The sequence below is a fragment of the Bacteroidota bacterium genome, from assembly GCA_030706745.1.
Classification (GTDB): domain Bacteria; phylum Bacteroidota; class Ignavibacteria; order Palsa-1295; family Palsa-1295; genus PALSA-1295.
Map to the genome: position 1 here is coordinate 560,867 of JAUZNX010000001.1, position 16,613 is coordinate 577,479.

Here is a 16,613-nt window from a genome sequence, read left to right on the forward strand (position 1 = left end):
TTAGGCTCCGGCCGGCTCTTCTTTCGTCTTCATTTCCTGGACTTCCTTGCGGATTTCCTGCGCTTTTCGCTTCATATCGTTCATCGCCTTGCGAATGCGCGTGCCGGCGGACTTATTGCCCTTGTCGTAAAACTTCTCGAAGTCTTTCTCAAAGCTAGCAAGTAAGTCCTGCAATTCCTTAAAACGGCTCATGTTATTGCCTCCTATTTGTCGTATTTGATGGACGAAAACCACATTTCGGAAACCCTTCCGGCATTGGCTGGATTCCCATCAGAACTGAGTTCTGGCGGATGACCGATCATCCACATCGCTAAAATACGAGATTCTGAGCCAGAATGCAAGTGTTTTACCCGAAAATTCGCTATTTTCGTGGACCGGAATTTCCATCATACATTCGCCGCACTATGAAAACCTCAACGGACCGAACAGAAATCGAAGCGCTCGAACAGCAAATTGTCGATATGCAGAAGCAACTCGCGAAGCTTCGCCGCGAGCAGCCACCCGAGCGAGTGGCCGATTACGAACTGACCGAATGGCCCGGCGTCAAAGTCCGCCTGAGCGAGCTATTCGGCGATAAAGATGAGCTGATCGTGGTGCACAACATGGGCAAGCAATGTTCCTATTGTACGCTGTGGGCCGATAGCTTTATCGGAATCACCAAGCACCTGGAAGACCGCGCCGCGTTCGTCGTCACCACGCCGAACGATCCCGAAACGCAACGCCAGTTCGCACGGGACCGTGGCTGGAATTTCCGCATGCTCTCAACGGAAGGCACGACATTCAAGCACGACATGGGATTCGAGCCCGAGCCAAGACGGTATGAGCCCGGCGTCTCGATCTTTCGCAAGAATGCTTCGGGGTCGAGCGTGGACGCTGGCTTCGAGATCGAACACGTATCGAAAGCTGCATTCGGTCCTGGCGACGCATACTGCTCGGTCTGGCATTTCCTCGATCTCTTGCCAAGCGAGCGCGACTGGCATCCGAAATACAATTACTCCGAGGCAGTAAAGAAGGACCTCGCGCACAGCTAATTCCCGGTGTACCGGCGAGTTGCACCCGCCGGTACACAACGGGTGGGTAATTATTCCATCACACGTTGCAGTAAGGCGCGGCAATAATTCTTGCACGCATTCGGGCTGGCGTCGAGATAGAGGTACGGCTCGATCAGCTCCAACTCCATGAGATGGAATGTTCCGCCGCGGGTCACGCCATCGACGCGGGCATAGAGAGTGTCGCTCGCAAATCGCTCGACGTATTGCGCGGCCTCGCGAACTTCGGAGGTATTCGCAACGCGAGGCAGGACCACACCGCCGAAAAAATGCTGGACCCGGAAATCGCCGCGCTTCGGGACTTTGAGCAAGCTGTGGCTGTACGTGCCACCGAAGAACAGATGCGACCACTCGCCCTCAAGGATTTCCTCCATGAATGGCTGCACGAGATATTCGGCATCCATCAGCAATCGATCGATGGATTGCTCGCTCTCGCGGAGTGTGTCGCGGCTAACAACGACGGTGTTCTTTGCGCTGGCGCTCACGCACGGTTTGACGACAAGCTTCTCGGCCCGGAACCGCTCGAAGTATGGCGCAAGATCGGCGTGCGTGCCGTGAGCGAGATATTCGGTCGGGACGACCGGCAAGCCTGCCTCCGCAATATCGCGCAAGTACCGCTTGTTGCTGTTCCATCGCACCGTGTTGGCTGGATTGAGCACACGAACGCCGAGCGATTCGAGCGTGTCGAGCCACGCATAGAATTCCTCGATGTGATCGTCATAGCCCCACGGCGATTTTAGAATGGCGAGATCGTATCGCGTCCAATCGACGCTCGCGTCATTCCAAACCGCCGGTTCAACATCCAGTCCCTTGCCGAGCAGCGCCGCGAGCAATACCGAATCTTCATCGGCGATGCCTTCTCCGGAATAATATTCCTCCACACTACACCGGACCAATGCAATTTTCATCGGGCGGTTAACACGCGAGAAGTGCTATTGTTTCGGACTGGCGTGTACCCCGCGAGTACGCCTGTACACAATCGTAGGGACGTGCCGCGCACGTCCTGCCGCTGAGCAGCACAAACATTCCGCTTATCCTGTAAGTGGAAGTGCGCAGCACGTCCGACGCCAACTTCTCAGGAACATCCAGTTTATCCGGGAGATGGGCTCGCGTAGCATGTCCCTGTGATCCATCACGGCACTAAGCGAGTCTTCGTACGACTAATAAAGGTTGCCTCTCTCACATTGTCAAGGTTTAACATATTCATAAGCAGACGAGAGAGTCCGAGGCCGAGTCCCCCGTGCGGCGGGCATCCATAGCGGAAACAATCCAAGTAGAACTGAATGTGCTCTTTGTTAATACCCTTCTCTGCGACTTGCTCCAACAAAATGTCATAGCGGTGTTCGCGTTGCGCACCAGTCGTGATCTCCATGCCCTTCCAGAGAAGGTCGAAGCTGTTGGTGAGGTTACCTGTTCGCATATGATAGAACGGCCGCACCGAAATCGGATAGTCGGTTATAAAGACAAATTCATGGTTATGCGTTTGCGCAACGTGTTCACCAATAAGTTTTTCGAACTCTGAGCTTAAATCCCCGTTCCGATGTACCGGATGTCCTTTTTGTTCCAAAATATCATAACACTCGGCGATGCTTATTCTTGGAAACGGAATGACGGGCACCTGAAGAGTGACATGAAATTCTTTTAGGATCGTGTCTCCGTAATCCTCCTTTACGCGAGCGATCACGTGCGCAAGCCAACGTTCTTCAAAGTCCATGATGTCTTCGTGGCTATCGATCCAGGACATTTCTATATCGACGCCAGTAAATTCCGCAGTGTGTCGACTCGTCGCAGACGGATCGGCGCGAAACACCGGGCCTATCTCAAATACCTTTTCGAAGCCCGAGGCAATCGCAAGTTGTTTGTAGAGTTGTGGAGATTGAGCAAGGTATGCGCGTTTGCCGAAGTAATCAGTCTCGAATAATTCGGCTCGACCTTCACTCGGCACTCCCATTAACTTTGGCGTATGTAACTCTACAAAATCTTCCGATAAATACTCTCGCATTGCGTCTTCAATGGCAGTTTGTATACGAAAGATCATAAGATTCCTTGCTGAAGTCCTAAGATCCAAGAATCTCCACATTACTCTAACGTCTTCATGGGCATCGGGTTGAAATGGGAGAGCTTCAGCGGGGTTAATAATTTCAATCTCCTCGAGCAATAGTTCAAATGGGCTGAGCTTCACGTTCTCATTAATTGAAACTGTTCCTCGGACGCGAACAGCCGATTCAACGGGACAAGAAGCAACCAAATGCATTAGAATTGGATCAGTAGTAACGCATTGGATAGAACCAGTCGAATCTCTTAAAATAAGAAAGGCCACTTTTTTTAGCACGCGGACTTGTTCAGCGAATCCGCATAAGCAAACCGTATTACCAACCATTTGCATTGCGGCATTTACGTAGGCTCTATTCTTATTATGCACAGGAGTATTCGTTCATTGATGCGGTTATCCTAACTTAAAGCCACAAAAGGCGAATAATTGTCAGCAAAAAATCAACAAGGAGTTCTTGCTAAGCGATTCCGACAAATTCGGTTCAAAGGGTCCTGGGGTTGCGCTTCGCTTCACCCCAGGCTAATACCTGCCGTGGCTCCGCCACTATGAGTTCGTGCAATCAGAACCAACGCGACCTGAGCTGCCAGTGCGGGTGCACGAAGTGGCCGCAGGGACGTGCTGCGAGGTACTCGGAATTGATGGGCCAGCACCCTACTGGCTCACTTCGATCATTTTATGCAGCACCCGCTCGCCGGATCGGAGCACGAGGCGATAGACGCCGCTCGAAAGCGTACCGGTCGAATACATCTCGCGGTAGGTCCCAAGGGTTAGTGGCTCGTCATTTAGCACTGCGACCGTTCGTCCGAGAACATCTTCGAGCAGGATGGTCACTTGGTTATCTTCAGGGATATGATACTCGATAGTGAACGCGCCGGAGGATGGATTTGGCGTGATGGAATGGATGAAGAACGCCGTGTCCGATGAACCAACTATCGGGCTGCACTCAGCTGTGATGCATACCTGTCCGTTTGCGCGTGTGACTGCGACGCGAGCATTCGGAAACGTGAACGAGTCGATGAGGAGATCGCCACAGAGTGGGCCGGTTGGTCCGGCGGTAAAGGTAAGCATCTCCAACGTATCCTGCGTCATCGTAATCGGTCCCGCGACAGGGATCATCCAGTTGCCGGCCACCAATGTGCTTGCAGGATTCGTGGGCTTTGCTAAGTTTTGATCGATTCGGAGTACACCCGCATAACTTGTCACGCCGCTTTCGACGAAGCGGCTCGTGTTCGAGAGCACCAGTGGAATGGTAAACGATTGGTTTGGACTTGCGAGCGTTTCGCGCCGCACGGAGACAGTTGCGAGGGCCTCCGCGGTATCGCGCGAATAGTTGAATGGATCGCTCGTCGCAGAACATCCATGTGCATCGGTGATGGTAACGGTGTAGGCTCCATCGGAATCGGCAGTGATCGTCTGTGCAGTACCCGATGGAATTGCCTGACCGTTTCGTTGCCAGAAGTATTGATTCGATGGCGAAGAAGTAAGCTGCAAACCGCTCTGCGTAACGACTGGCTTTGCCGGAAGTGGATAGACCGTCACGCCAACCAGCGATGAATTGGCAAAGCAGGTCCCCGGATCTTGTACGGCAACTGAGTAATTTCCGGATTGTCGCGCGATGAAGGTCTGGCCCGTCGCGCCCGCAATCGCAGTGCTATCGAGCGACCAGACATAGGCAGCATGGTTGGCTCCGGCATCGAGCACGATGCTATCGCCGGAGCAAAATGCGGTCGGACCCGACGGCGAAATGCTCGCGTTGGGTCGAGGAGCAATCGTAAAAGTAAGCGGCGCGCTGGTGATCGGACATGGCGTGCTGGTGCCCACCGTGACAATATACGAACCGGCTTGCTTGATGTAAATAAATGCTGTGGTATCGCCGGTGAGCGCGCCGTTCATCGCCCATCGGTAGCCCAGATATTCTTTCGAAGTTCCGAGCCGAACGCTATCGCCCTCGCAGATGACCGTGCTGCTTGCCGTGATGACCGGTGGCGGCATCGTGTCCGGCAGTACGGTGACATGCACGACGCTCGACGTGCCAGCGCATCCGCCGCTGTTCGTGACCGCGACCGAGTAATCGCCGGTAGTCTTCACTGCGAGCGTGAGTCCGGTATCGTTGGTCGACCACTTGTACGAATCGTAGCCGCTCGATGCTGTGAGTACAACGCTATCGCCGACGCAGACTGTCAGTGGACCCGATGCGACGATTTGCGGATGCAGACTGCTTTCGACCGAAACTGTGATCGTGGTGTCGCGAATGCAGCCGCCGGTCGTGGTCTCTTTGAGTTCGAGCGTCCACGTGCCGGCGCTTTGCCAGGTCACGCCGAGGTTGGAAGTACCGCTGCCACTTGCGATTGTGCCGCCATCCGAAAGGGTCCACTCGTATGTAGCGATGCCTTTATCATGCGAGGTGTATGTTCCACTGGAATTCGGGCAGACTGAGGGCGGCCCTTGTATGATGGGCGCCGGAAGAATGCCTGTTACGATCATTGCTGTGTCACTCGTGCCTGTGCAGCCATTAGCATCGGTTACGACACACCAATGTGGACCTGCTCCAGCTTGGATCGTCTTCGTCTTCTCTCCGCTCGACCAAACAAAACTTGTGAGACCGGCGGAAGGAACTGTGAGCGTTGCAGCATCGCTCGCGCAATAGATGGTATCTCGATCTGAGGCGAGATGCGGATGTGCAGGCGTTCGAACGGATACGAGAACGCTATCGGTGGAGGCACAGCCATTGCTATCCGTTACGGTGACAAAATATTTCGTGCTGATATTGGGCGATGCTTTTGGATTTGCAATGCTGGTGTTACTCAGAGAGGGATCTGGCGCCCACTCGTACGTATACGGCGCGAGGCCACCGGATACAGTCCCATTGAGATCGACGGATGCGCCGGGACAAATCGCTGGCGGAGTTATCAGCGCAAGCTTCGGTGCTTGTCCGACCGTTACGACGACGGTATCTCTCGCGATGCAACCGTTCGCGTCGGAGACTGTCACGACATAGTGCGTGGTCGAAGTAGGTGTAGCCACGACAGGATTGCCGGTCTGCTTATTCAGTCCGGCAGCCGGTGACCAGTTGAAAAAGAATGGAGGGCTACCCAGTTGCGGTATCGCGCTCAACGTATCCGCCGTGCCAGGACATAAGGCGTGCGTGATCGTCGACAGTGCCTTTACCGTGGGCGGAGTATTGACGGTGACAATGACCTGAGACGACGCCGAGCAGTTCGTCGAGTCCAAAACCATAAGCGTGTACGTTGTCGTCGCAGTTGGTTTAGCGATTGGCTGAGCCGAATCCGGATGATCGAGTCCAGTGGCTGGACTCCAGAGGTATCGAGTCTGCCCAGTGGCGACGATAGTATCCCGAAGCCGCACTGAGTCTCCGCTGCAAAGCCAGTAGCCGCTGGCCATTGCGATCGTGGGACCGCTCACTACCCAAATCGGAACGTCCCAGGATTTTGAAGCGCAAATTTCACCATCGGTGGCACTACCTCGTACGGCATACAGGTAATGTCCGGGCGCGAGAGCTGAGCCGACATTCAGAACAGTCGAGTTTGCTCCTGCGATTGGGATCCCATTGAGCGTCCACTGATACCCGTTGAAACCTGGACTTGCCGTCAGTACCAGTGGAGTACCCGGGCAAATAACGTGGCTCGGCGAAGCTGCCACATTGATTTCCAGTGTGTCGCAAAATTTTGCGATGAAGGCATCTGTGTGACCACCGCCACTTAGCTGATGGGCGCCTGCTGTTGCAAAAAGGCTGGTGTCGGAGGGACAGGCACCGGCGATCGATACGTGAGCAGACCGATTGACTCCGATGCCGTTGATTTGTCCGCCATCGCCATAATATGTGGCCCAATGCCGACCGCCGGAGCTATCGAACCGAACCATGAACGGATTGGTGGTCGAACCGATCAGCGTGGTCTGGTATTCGCCCGCACTGGCAAGTCCGGCTTGGCCGGTATATCCACCGGCGACGACGTTGCCGCTGGTATCCACGCCATTGGCCAGTAAATATGTCCCGTTATTGCCAAGATAGCTGCACCATATCCGATGACCGGAGGAATCGAAGTGACCCAGTATGCCACTGATTCCGGTTCCGGGTGATGTCTGCCATGCGCCGGTCGTGGCGAACCCAGGAATAGTTGTATAGCCGCAGAAATAGAGATGTCCATCGGGTGCGACTGTAATATGCCGCAGTGATGTGCTGCTGCCGTTCGAGTTGAGATTCAGATAATACGTTGACCAGTCTGTCGCACCAGTCGGCTCCAATTTTGCGATACAGAACACACCCGGGGTCGTTTGAAAGGCTCCGGGAGTGGCCAAGCCCGCAGCCGTAGTCGTCAAACCGAGGTAAATGTGATTGCTGGCATCGCACGCGAGTCCGCTGAATGGCGGGGTGACTGGTCCGGCGCCAAAATGTTTCGTCCAGAGCACGGTCCCAGCAGCGTTGTACTTCACTATCCATGCCTCGGGAATTGGTGGTGGCGGCGGAGGCGGTGGTGGACCAGTCGGATACGGTGTTGCAAGCCCGATAATAATGTTGTTACTGCTATCGACAGCAACGGCAGAACAGCCTGTGAGTCCACTGGGGGAGCCACTATTAGTTTTGGCCCATCGTATCACACCGTCACTATCGAAGGCCCCCAGAATGCAGACCGAACCGTTCCATCCCGCGACAACCGGGCCGCAAAACGTATCGCACGCAATACCATAGAGCCAGTCTCGGGCATCCCCGCCGTAATAGGTTGCCCAGCGGAGATTACCAACCGGACTGAAACTGGCGACGAATCCATTGACCCCAAAGCTGCCTGTTAGGGTTTTCCAGTGCGCGTTGGGCGTGGCGATGTTGTTCGAGCTCGTGGTCACGCCGCAGATATCCGTATTGCCGTGACGGTCCACTCCAAGATCGGTCGCAAAGTCATCGGTCGCACCGCCGAAGTACGTCCCCCAGGATCGAGGTGGATCGATCACAAGATCGCGCGAGCGATCGTACGCGCCAACCTCGAACCTAAGTTGGTTATGGTGTAGATGAAACTGCGCCGGCCGAATCTCTTTTCCAGCCTCTCGCGCTTGGTACGCATACGGTTTCTCATCAAGGACAGAACCCAGAGGACATACCATTCGGAGCGTTCCATCCGGTGTTACTGCAAGTGAGGTTGCGTGCGAGTAGCGCAACGAAATCGCTCGAGGATCGCCGCCTGGATGCACGATGAAGTCGTACTCCAGAGGTGTCCTCGATTGCGCATCATGCACGTAGAGCACCAAATCAATATGTGGATAGAGATCGCGATAGACGAGCCGGCGAAAAGCCGGGACATGAGTTATACCAGCCGGAAAATTCGGACCGTAATAGTTGGTGTAGTAGGCGGACTCCTCACTCGCATCAATCTGGCAATCTTGATTGGCATCCGTGAATGCCACGTCGACACGATAGAGCTGAAGCTTCTTCGGAATCCAATCCTCGGCTGTTACTGGGGTATGAGTCTTGCGCACACGCGAAATGCCTCGTGTGAACACATAGTGAAATCCACTCTTCGTGAAATAGAACTTCAGCCATTGGCCTTGCGCGGAATACAGCACCTCCGGCATCGGCTTTCCGAATTGATCGGCAAGCTGGCCGCGATTCGGGACGAAGGCGATCGAGCCACGAAGGCCCGATGCCTGAGATAAACGGACGTGTTCTCCGGGCTGCGCCGCAAGCGGAGCAGTGAGAATGAAACCCAATCCGAGAAGAATGGCGATGGCTTTAGCCATGAACAGCAGATTATTAGTCTATGTATGACACTCGAGGATTGACTTTTGTCTCACACAACTCCCACTTCGTCCCACCGGCAAAAATTCACATCAGCTAATTTCCCAATACACTAACAGTAGTTCGCAACCACGATGCTCAAGTCAGGAGAGCTATTCGCTTGTTCCAAAATCTGACGAGTCTTCACGGCATCGAATGGATTATCCAAAGGGATCACATATTCCTCGTACCCGGCTAAAAGCCGTTCCAGCAATGCAAGATCGAGAGTCTGCCCACCTGTCGTCTCGGCTTTGGCATTGGCATAGATCAGGACCTTGATCGGAATTTGGCGCAATACTGCTTCGACCAAGCTGTAGTGTCCGGCCGCTATAAATGAGAAATCACCGATGAAACTCCACGAATGCTTCATGCCAGCGAGATATGCTCCAATTGCTGTCGGGATGCTGCCGCCCATATAGAGTGCAGCGTGTGCAATGTTGAATGGTGGAAATGCCGAGAGCGTCGAAACGCCAGCATCACCGCAGACAAAGTCGACTTCCAATTCTTTGAATACGTCAAAAAGCGGCATGTAGGGTGCAACAGCCTTCTGGTATGCCGGCGGAAGTGATGCAGGGACGATCGGAAGCTGAGGTTGTGGGATCTCACGCCAATCCTCCTTGCGCAACTTCTGCACGAGCAACTCGCGCTGATACGGTGCCAGCAATGGGCAGACGACATGAGTCAATGGAGTGCGCTCATACGCGGGAGGCGATTGCAGCGTGGGCCCAGCCGCTTCGACATCACGATCCATATCGGCTGCATCGAGCACGAGTACGACGGGGAGTTGATACTTCTCCGAAAGGATCAGAAGCTCGACGACATCTCGGTAGGCGGTTTCAGGACGGCCCAATCGATACGGGATCTCACATCCTTCAATGATTGGAAGGATCTCGATGATATTGTCCGAATGGCTTCCGGTTTTATCTTCGAACACGATGGTAATCAGGGCCGCTGTCGTTCCGCAGGAGAGCGAATCCGTGATGGCGTTCATCGCTTTTGTAAATCCATGCGACTTAATAATGCAGGCCGCACGTGCCCCAGTGAGTGCCGCACCATGTGCAATGGCATACGCTGGTTCTTCGTGGAAGGAGACCGGGAGTGGTTGACCGAGTGCATCGCGAAATGCTTCGAAGGTCTCGGTGGCGCCGTGGCCGGGAACATGTGTGGCGATTCGGACGCCGCTATCCAAAAGTGCGCGGCTGATGGCGTGGGAGAGTTTCATACCCATATAACGGATTTGGGGAGTGCTAAGTGCTCAGTGCTGGGTCCTGAGTTCAGCTACTAAAGATACTAAAAGGTGTCTTAAGAACTCAGACAGGGGCTTACTCGGCACCAAGATCGGTAGTATTGAGTACAAAGCACTATGCACCGAAACTGACTATCGACTCGCGAACACCCGCTCGGCAAACTTGGGATCGCGTTGTCGCAGCTTCTCATCATCGACGCGGCCAGAACGCGTCATCAGTTTGTAGGCGAAGGGCACGGGATCGAGGTGCATGTAGTCTTTGAGATTCTCAAAGAAGATCAGGCTTTCGTAGGCCGCATCTTGCAGCGCTTCGACCGCCGGACGGCGCTGCGCTTCAAATGCGATCAGGGCGTCGGGGATTCGCTCGTTGAGCCGCAGGGCATGAAACAGCGAGATCGAGTCCTCCAGCGCGAGCTTGGTACCGGAGCCGATCGAGAAGTGCGCTGTTGCCAGCGAATCACCGAGCAATACCACATTCTCATGTGACCAGTGTCGGTTGCGGACGAGTACGAAATTGATCCACTTGGAATTGTTCGAGAGCAACTTCGAGCCCGCAAGATCGAGATGAAAAACCGCTTCGAGATAGGCGCGGGTGGAGTCGTCATCCATATCATGGAAGCCGGCGGTGGCCCAGGTCTCCTCGTCGCACTCGACAATAAAGGTACTGAGCGACTTGCTGAACTTGTAAGAATGCGCGGCGAACACACCAGCGGAATTTTCGCGAAAGGTCAGAGTCAGCCCATGAAACAGGTGTGGCGTGCCATACCAGATATATCGGTTCGGTCGCGTCGAGAGATCGGGCTTGAAGGCGTCCTCGAATCGTGATCGGACGACACTCATTACGCCGTCCGCGCCAACCAAAAGATCGTAAGACTTAAGTTCGGTCGGATCGGTCACTGGTGAGCGGAAGTGTAAGTTCACACCCAACGATCGGCACCGTGCTTGCAGTATATGAAGAATCTCGATCCGGGCAATGCCAGAAAATTTGTTGCCGCGAATCGTCACGAGTTCATCGTGGTGGACGACGTTGACATTATCCCACGTTTCGAACCGACGAACGATCTCATCATGCGTCTCAGCATCTTCGACTTTCAAGTAGCTGAGCGTCTTATCCGAAAACACCACGCCCCAGCCGAACGTATCGTCCGGTCCGTTTCGCTCGAAGAGATCGACCTGAATATCCGGTCGCCACTTCTTGACCAGCAGTGCGAAGTAGAGTCCGGCCGGGCCGCCACCTATGATTGCAATTCTCATTCTGCAAAGTTACGGCGAGGAAGGGACAGATGGAATTCAGCGGCATATCAAGCCAGATTGATCCACTTAACAATTCCCGTTTTTGGCCGGATCATAGAAAAACGTTCGTATTTTAGTATAGGTTCTTTTTCTCGCTGGTCTTAGGGAGGATTTTGGCAGTGAATCAATGATAGTGAATAGAGAGAATACTATCCACCATTCACTCGAATGTTCTCATCCTAATAATACCTATGAAGTATCTCGTTCTCCTTGTAGCGGCGTGGATTCTTGCCTGCCTTGTCCCGATTTCCATTTACGCCCAACGCTCGATTGGAGCGAATTCGATCGTCCTCGATGATGGGAGCGGACACACTATCACGCTGGAAGTGCCGCCCGGACTTGGCAGCAATTACACTTACTTGTTGCCACCACCTCCGGCGGGCAATGCACCCGCCGGGTTCGTCGTCGAAGGGACATCGACCGGTCAGACCATGTATTGGAATGGTGCGACGTGGGTCCAATCGAATTTTATCGCCAATACGAATTCGGCAATGGGACTCGGTTTCGTCACGATTCCACCAGCATTCGCATTCCCCATCACACTCAACGCGGCGATGGGACCGGCAACCACCAGCACACTGGATCTTGGCGATGCAACGCATCACTTCGCCACGCTCTATGTCGATAACATCATCGGCACCACCGGATTTGCTGATGTCTGGACGCGAACTGGCGCAACTGTTTCGCCGACGACTCCGGGCGATAATGTCACCACGAGCGGCAATATTTCGACGACCGGCACCGGCTCTCTGACTTCCGCCAACGGGTTGACTCTGACTGGGACCTTCGGGTCCAATGGCAGCACGGGCGCGAGCGGACAAGTTCTGATGGTAAACGGGGCGGGAAATCCTGTTTGGACTTCGCCATCTGCACTGTCCACGATTTCATTCGACAATATCACCTCTGGATTGAATACCGGAGCTGCGATGACCCTGGGTGCGGGTGCTTCATTGCTGGCGGGCGGCGGTCGGATTGAAGCGACGGCATTCATCGGCACAGGCTCGACGTCCGATGCAATCGATCTGGCCACGACGGAAGTCGGTGGAGTACTTCCGATTGCGAATGGTGGTACAGGCATTGTTTCGAGTGGTGTCAGCGGGAATTTCCTGCGGAGCAACGGTATCGCGTGGGTAAGCTCCGCAATTCAGGCTTCAGATATTCCGAACAATAACTCGAACACATCGGGCAGTGCAGGAAGCTTTACCGGTTCGCTCGTTGGAGATGTTACGGGTATGCAGAGTGCTACGGTCGTAGCAAGCGTGGGAGGATCCACCGCAACCAGCGTGCACGCTACCGTGCAGACTGTCAGCGCAAGCACACCAAACAATATTCCGTTTACACTCATCGAGCGCGATGGCAGCGGGGGATTCGCGGCAGGTGACATCACTGGCTATGCCGTCAGCACTCACTCTCTCGGTGTCACGACCGATCTCGTTGTCTCTGGCAATACAAGTCTGGGCGGCTCGATCATGACTTCGCTCCCCGCGGGGGTCGTGCATGGCGGCGGATTTCTCGATGTTGGGCCGGTCAATTTGACTTCAGAAGTATCCAATACTCTATCCGTGCTTCATGGTGGGACCGGATCCGCAAACCAGGCCGGCGCCCGTGCCAATCTCGGTGCGGCAGCAAGCGGCGTGAATAATGATATTACCTCACTCACGGGGCTCACCACGCCACTTGCAATCGCCGCAGGTGGTACCGGCGCAACGACGGCCAGCGGTGCACTGGATAATCTCCTGCCCTCGCAAGCCGGGAATAGCGGCAAAGTGTTGCAGAGCAATGGCACCACAGCTTCCTGGCAAGCTTCGAGCGGTTCTGGGACAGTCACCTCGGTCGGAATATCGGGCGGATCGACTGGACTAAACACATCTGGCGGTCCAATCACGGCAGCCGGGACGATTACACTTGGCGGTACACTTGCAGCAGCTAATGGCGGAACGGGAATCACCGCGAGCGGAGCCAGTGGAAATTTCTTGCGAAGTAACGGTTCGTCGTGGGCGAGTTCGGCAATACAAACTGGCGATCTCCCTGCGAATTCCAGCAATTACATTCAGAACCAGAATGGTGCTCCCCAGACCGCCAACTTTAGTATCACCGGTACTGGCACGGTCGGCGGGAGTTTGACCTCGAACTACGAGGTCATCTCGACCTTCACCGGTGGCGGTGCGATTTATGGTTATGGTAGCATTATCTCCGGTACCTCGACGAACCAAGGTACCTTTACCTTAAATGATGGCGCCGGGGTTGGTGCCTATCACTATGCATCGATTGCACCCGGTACACTCTCAGCCTCGCATACTTACTTACTACCGAATATTGGTCTTGCTGGTAATACTGCTGACTTTGTGATCGCAACGGATCAAGGGACCACTGGACAAGTGCTTGTGAGTCAGGGCGCGGACGCTCCGGCAGTATGGTCATCGGCCAGCGGCGCGTTCATTCTGAACCAAAATGGATCTCCGCAAACCGCCAACTTCAACATCGCAGGCACGGGTACCGTCGGCGGAAGTCTGACCTCGAATTACGAAGTGATCTCGACCTTTACTGGCGGCGGTGCGATTTATGGTTATGGTAGCATAATCTCCGGTACCTCGACGAATCAGGGTACCTTTACCTTGAATGATGGCGCCGGGGTTGGTGCGTATCACTATGCTTCGATTGCGCCCGGCACCCTCACGGCCTCGCACACATACCTGCTACCCAATATTGGTCTCGGTGGAAACACTGCTCAGCTTGTAACAGCAGGCGATCAAGGTGCGCAAGGGCAAGTCCTGATGAGCCAAGGCGCAGATGCTCCGGCTACCTGGCTTGATGGAAATGGGTCGTTCATCGCGAATAGCACCTCAACACAAGCCGGTGCGAACTTCAACATTTCGGGAAGTGGTGTCATCGATGATGGTCTCCAAGTCGCCAATGGCTCGGTGCTGCGAGGCGGAGCGAGTATTAGCGGCTTCACGACGATCAACGGAATCGCCGAGCCATACGACACCAAAATCGGAAACGCCACCAGCGGCAACATCGTGGACATCGAATCACACAATCCGGATGTCGGCATCCGCATCAATAATAATGGAGCGGGATCCACAATCATCGGCAATGCATCTGGTGGCGTTGCAATCGATGGGGTCAATGGGATCGTCCATGGCGTAATGATAAACGCCACAAACGGTATTGGGGGCAATACCACGATCGGAAATCTTTGGATGCCTGGGTCGTCGACTGCGATCAATGTCGATCCGGCAGCTGGCAGTCTGACATTGAACGGACTTAACCCAGTCGTTCCTGGCAACTTCTATGTCAATAACGGGGTGGACAATGTCATGGGCATCGCATCGGCGCTCGATGTGGTATCATCGCTGGCTTCGTTCGGCACCTTTATAGATAATAGTGCGACGCAACAGTCCGGAGCAACTTTCAATATCGATGGTAGCGGTACGATCGGCAATGGCTTGACTGTGACCGGGACAACCGTCATCAATGGCGGCACGGACAACGGCTCGACGACGATCGGCAATATTACGAATGCAGATCGCGTGGACATAAACACGCATGGCGGCGCAATCGGAAGCGGTGTGTACATCCAATATGGTTCGGGGGCTGACCTGACCGGCGATACCAGGATCGGCAATACCACATCCCTCGGTGTCATCACGCTCCAGTCAGGCAATACGGATGTCGGCCTGAGAATCAATACCAATGGTTTAGGCTCTACAAGTATCGGTAATTCGCACGGTGGTGTCGAGATTGATGGTGTGCCTGGTATTATCTCCGGCGTGCAGATCAACTCGTCCGCATTCGGTGGCAATACGACCATCGGCAAAACCGCAGCAGGCTCGTCTACCTCGATCAACGTCGATCCGGCGGCGGGCACCCTGACACTCAATGGATTGAACTCGGCCATACCGGCTACATTCTACGTCAACAACGGCGCCGATCAAGTGGTGGGGACGGCGTCGGAATCATCCGTCGCTTCGGTGATTGCTACGACGATTGCAGCGAGTGGGACATTCATCAACAATGGCTTGACCCTGCAACCCTCATCGAATTTCAATATTAGCGGCAACGGGTATGTCGGCGGGAGTGTCGGAATTGGCACGACCGGACCATCACAGAAACTTGAAGTGAGCAATGGCAACGTTCTTCTTTCGAATAGCGGCACTGCCACACAGTTGCAGTTGCAAGGGTCGGGCACTGGCATCTCAACGTTCCAGTCCGGCGCTCAAGGTGCGACGAACATCAACTACATACTGCCAGTCTCGTTGCCATCAGCGAATCAGGTTCTCGCGGCAACATCGGTTGGCGGCTCGGCTGTCACGCTGGGCTGGGCATCGGCCGGCGGCAGCGGTTGGGCCACGACCGGCAACGCGCTTGCAGGGACAGAGTTCATCGGCACGACGAACGCGAGCGATCTTATCGTTAAAACGAATGGCACGGAACGTCTGCGCGTGCTCTCGGGCGGAGCAGTGGGGATTAATACTAACGCCCCTGGACAAGCACTGGAAGTGAAAGATGGCAACCTGCTACTCTCGAACAGCGGGACGGCGACGCAACTTCAACTCCAAGGTACAAGCACTGGCGTAACGACATTCCAGGCTGGCGCGCAGGGTTCAGCAAGCATAAATTACACACTGCCAATATCCCAGCCAACGGCAAATCAAGTACTGGCCGCTACCGGTGTCAGTGGCAGCGGTCCGTATGCGGTGACTCTGGGTTGGGCATCCGCGGGTGCTTCGGGGCCGGTCTTCGCGACTAACTCTTCCAACCAGGATTATACGGGGACAACACTCAGTAATGTCAGTGGTCTTAGTGCCTCGGTGGAAGCCAGTGCAACCTACACTTTCGATGGCTTCATCATGTACACGGATCCAAACAATTTTGGATTCGGCTGCAAATTTGCTTTTACCTCGCCCTCGGGTTCCACACTACTATGGGGATTTATCGATCCGACATCAACCCGCAGCCATACGATCGTTAGTGGCTCAGGAACCGAGACAAATAATACTTTTACAGCCAATGGCACAATTCCGGAGATGATGCGCATCACCGGTATTCTAATCACAGGCGGCACTTCCGGTTCGTTACAGTTTCAGGATCGGAAAACAAGCAGCGGTACCGATCCTCTTCGCATCAATGCACATTCCTATATTACCTTGACGCGAGTGCAGTAAACATTTGAGTAAGCAGTAG

At 54.4% G+C, this 16,613-nt stretch carries 8 protein-coding genes; 2 read left to right on the top strand and 6 right to left on the bottom strand.

Annotated elements, in window-relative coordinates; all coding sequences use genetic code 11:
• A complete protein-coding gene (locus Q8902_02510; GenBank protein MDP4198425.1) occupies positions 1-192 on the bottom strand; it encodes a histone H1 in 192 nt (63 codons plus the stop codon).
• Positions 193-404: 212 nt separating this feature from the next.
• Here Q8902_02510 and Q8902_02515 point away from each other — a divergent pair, with 212 nt between their 5' ends.
• Positions 405-1,031 (top strand): DUF899 family protein, encoded by a 627-nt coding sequence (locus Q8902_02515; protein ID MDP4198426.1) that lies wholly within the window; start codon positions 405-407, stop codon positions 1,029-1,031.
• A gap of 50 nt (positions 1,032-1,081) precedes the next feature.
• Here the strand turns inward: Q8902_02515 and Q8902_02520 are convergent, their stop codons facing one another.
• The 5 genes from Q8902_02520 to Q8902_02540 form a co-directional block, all read right to left on the bottom strand.
• A complete protein-coding gene (locus Q8902_02520) occupies positions 1,082-1,957 on the bottom strand; it encodes a hypothetical protein (GenBank protein MDP4198427.1) in 876 nt (291 codons plus the stop codon).
• Positions 1,958-2,181: 224 nt separating this feature from the next.
• Positions 2,182-3,471, bottom strand: a complete 1,290-nt coding sequence (aspS, locus tag Q8902_02525) for an aspartate--tRNA(Asn) ligase (GenBank protein ID MDP4198428.1) — start codon at positions 3,469-3,471, stop codon at positions 2,182-2,184.
• 282 nt (positions 3,472-3,753) lie between these two features.
• Positions 3,754-8,850: a hypothetical protein gene (locus Q8902_02530; protein ID MDP4198429.1), complete on the bottom strand. Its 5,097-nt coding sequence runs from the start codon at positions 8,848-8,850 to the stop codon at positions 3,754-3,756.
• 110 nt (positions 8,851-8,960) lie between these two features.
• Positions 8,961-10,109: a thiamine pyrophosphate-dependent enzyme gene (locus Q8902_02535; GenBank protein MDP4198430.1), complete on the bottom strand. Its 1,149-nt coding sequence runs from the start codon at positions 10,107-10,109 to the stop codon at positions 8,961-8,963.
• A gap of 156 nt (positions 10,110-10,265) precedes the next feature.
• Positions 10,266-11,387 carry an FAD-dependent monooxygenase gene (locus Q8902_02540; protein ID MDP4198431.1) on the bottom strand — a complete coding sequence of 374 codons (1,122 nt, stop codon included), beginning with the start codon at positions 11,385-11,387 and terminating at the stop codon, positions 10,266-10,268.
• 230 nt (positions 11,388-11,617) lie between these two features.
• Here Q8902_02540 and Q8902_02545 point away from each other — a divergent pair, with 230 nt between their 5' ends.
• Positions 11,618-16,594, top strand: a complete 4,977-nt coding sequence (locus Q8902_02545) for a hypothetical protein (protein ID MDP4198432.1) — start codon at positions 11,618-11,620, stop codon at positions 16,592-16,594.
• The last annotated feature ends 19 nt before the right edge of the window (positions 16,595-16,613 follow it).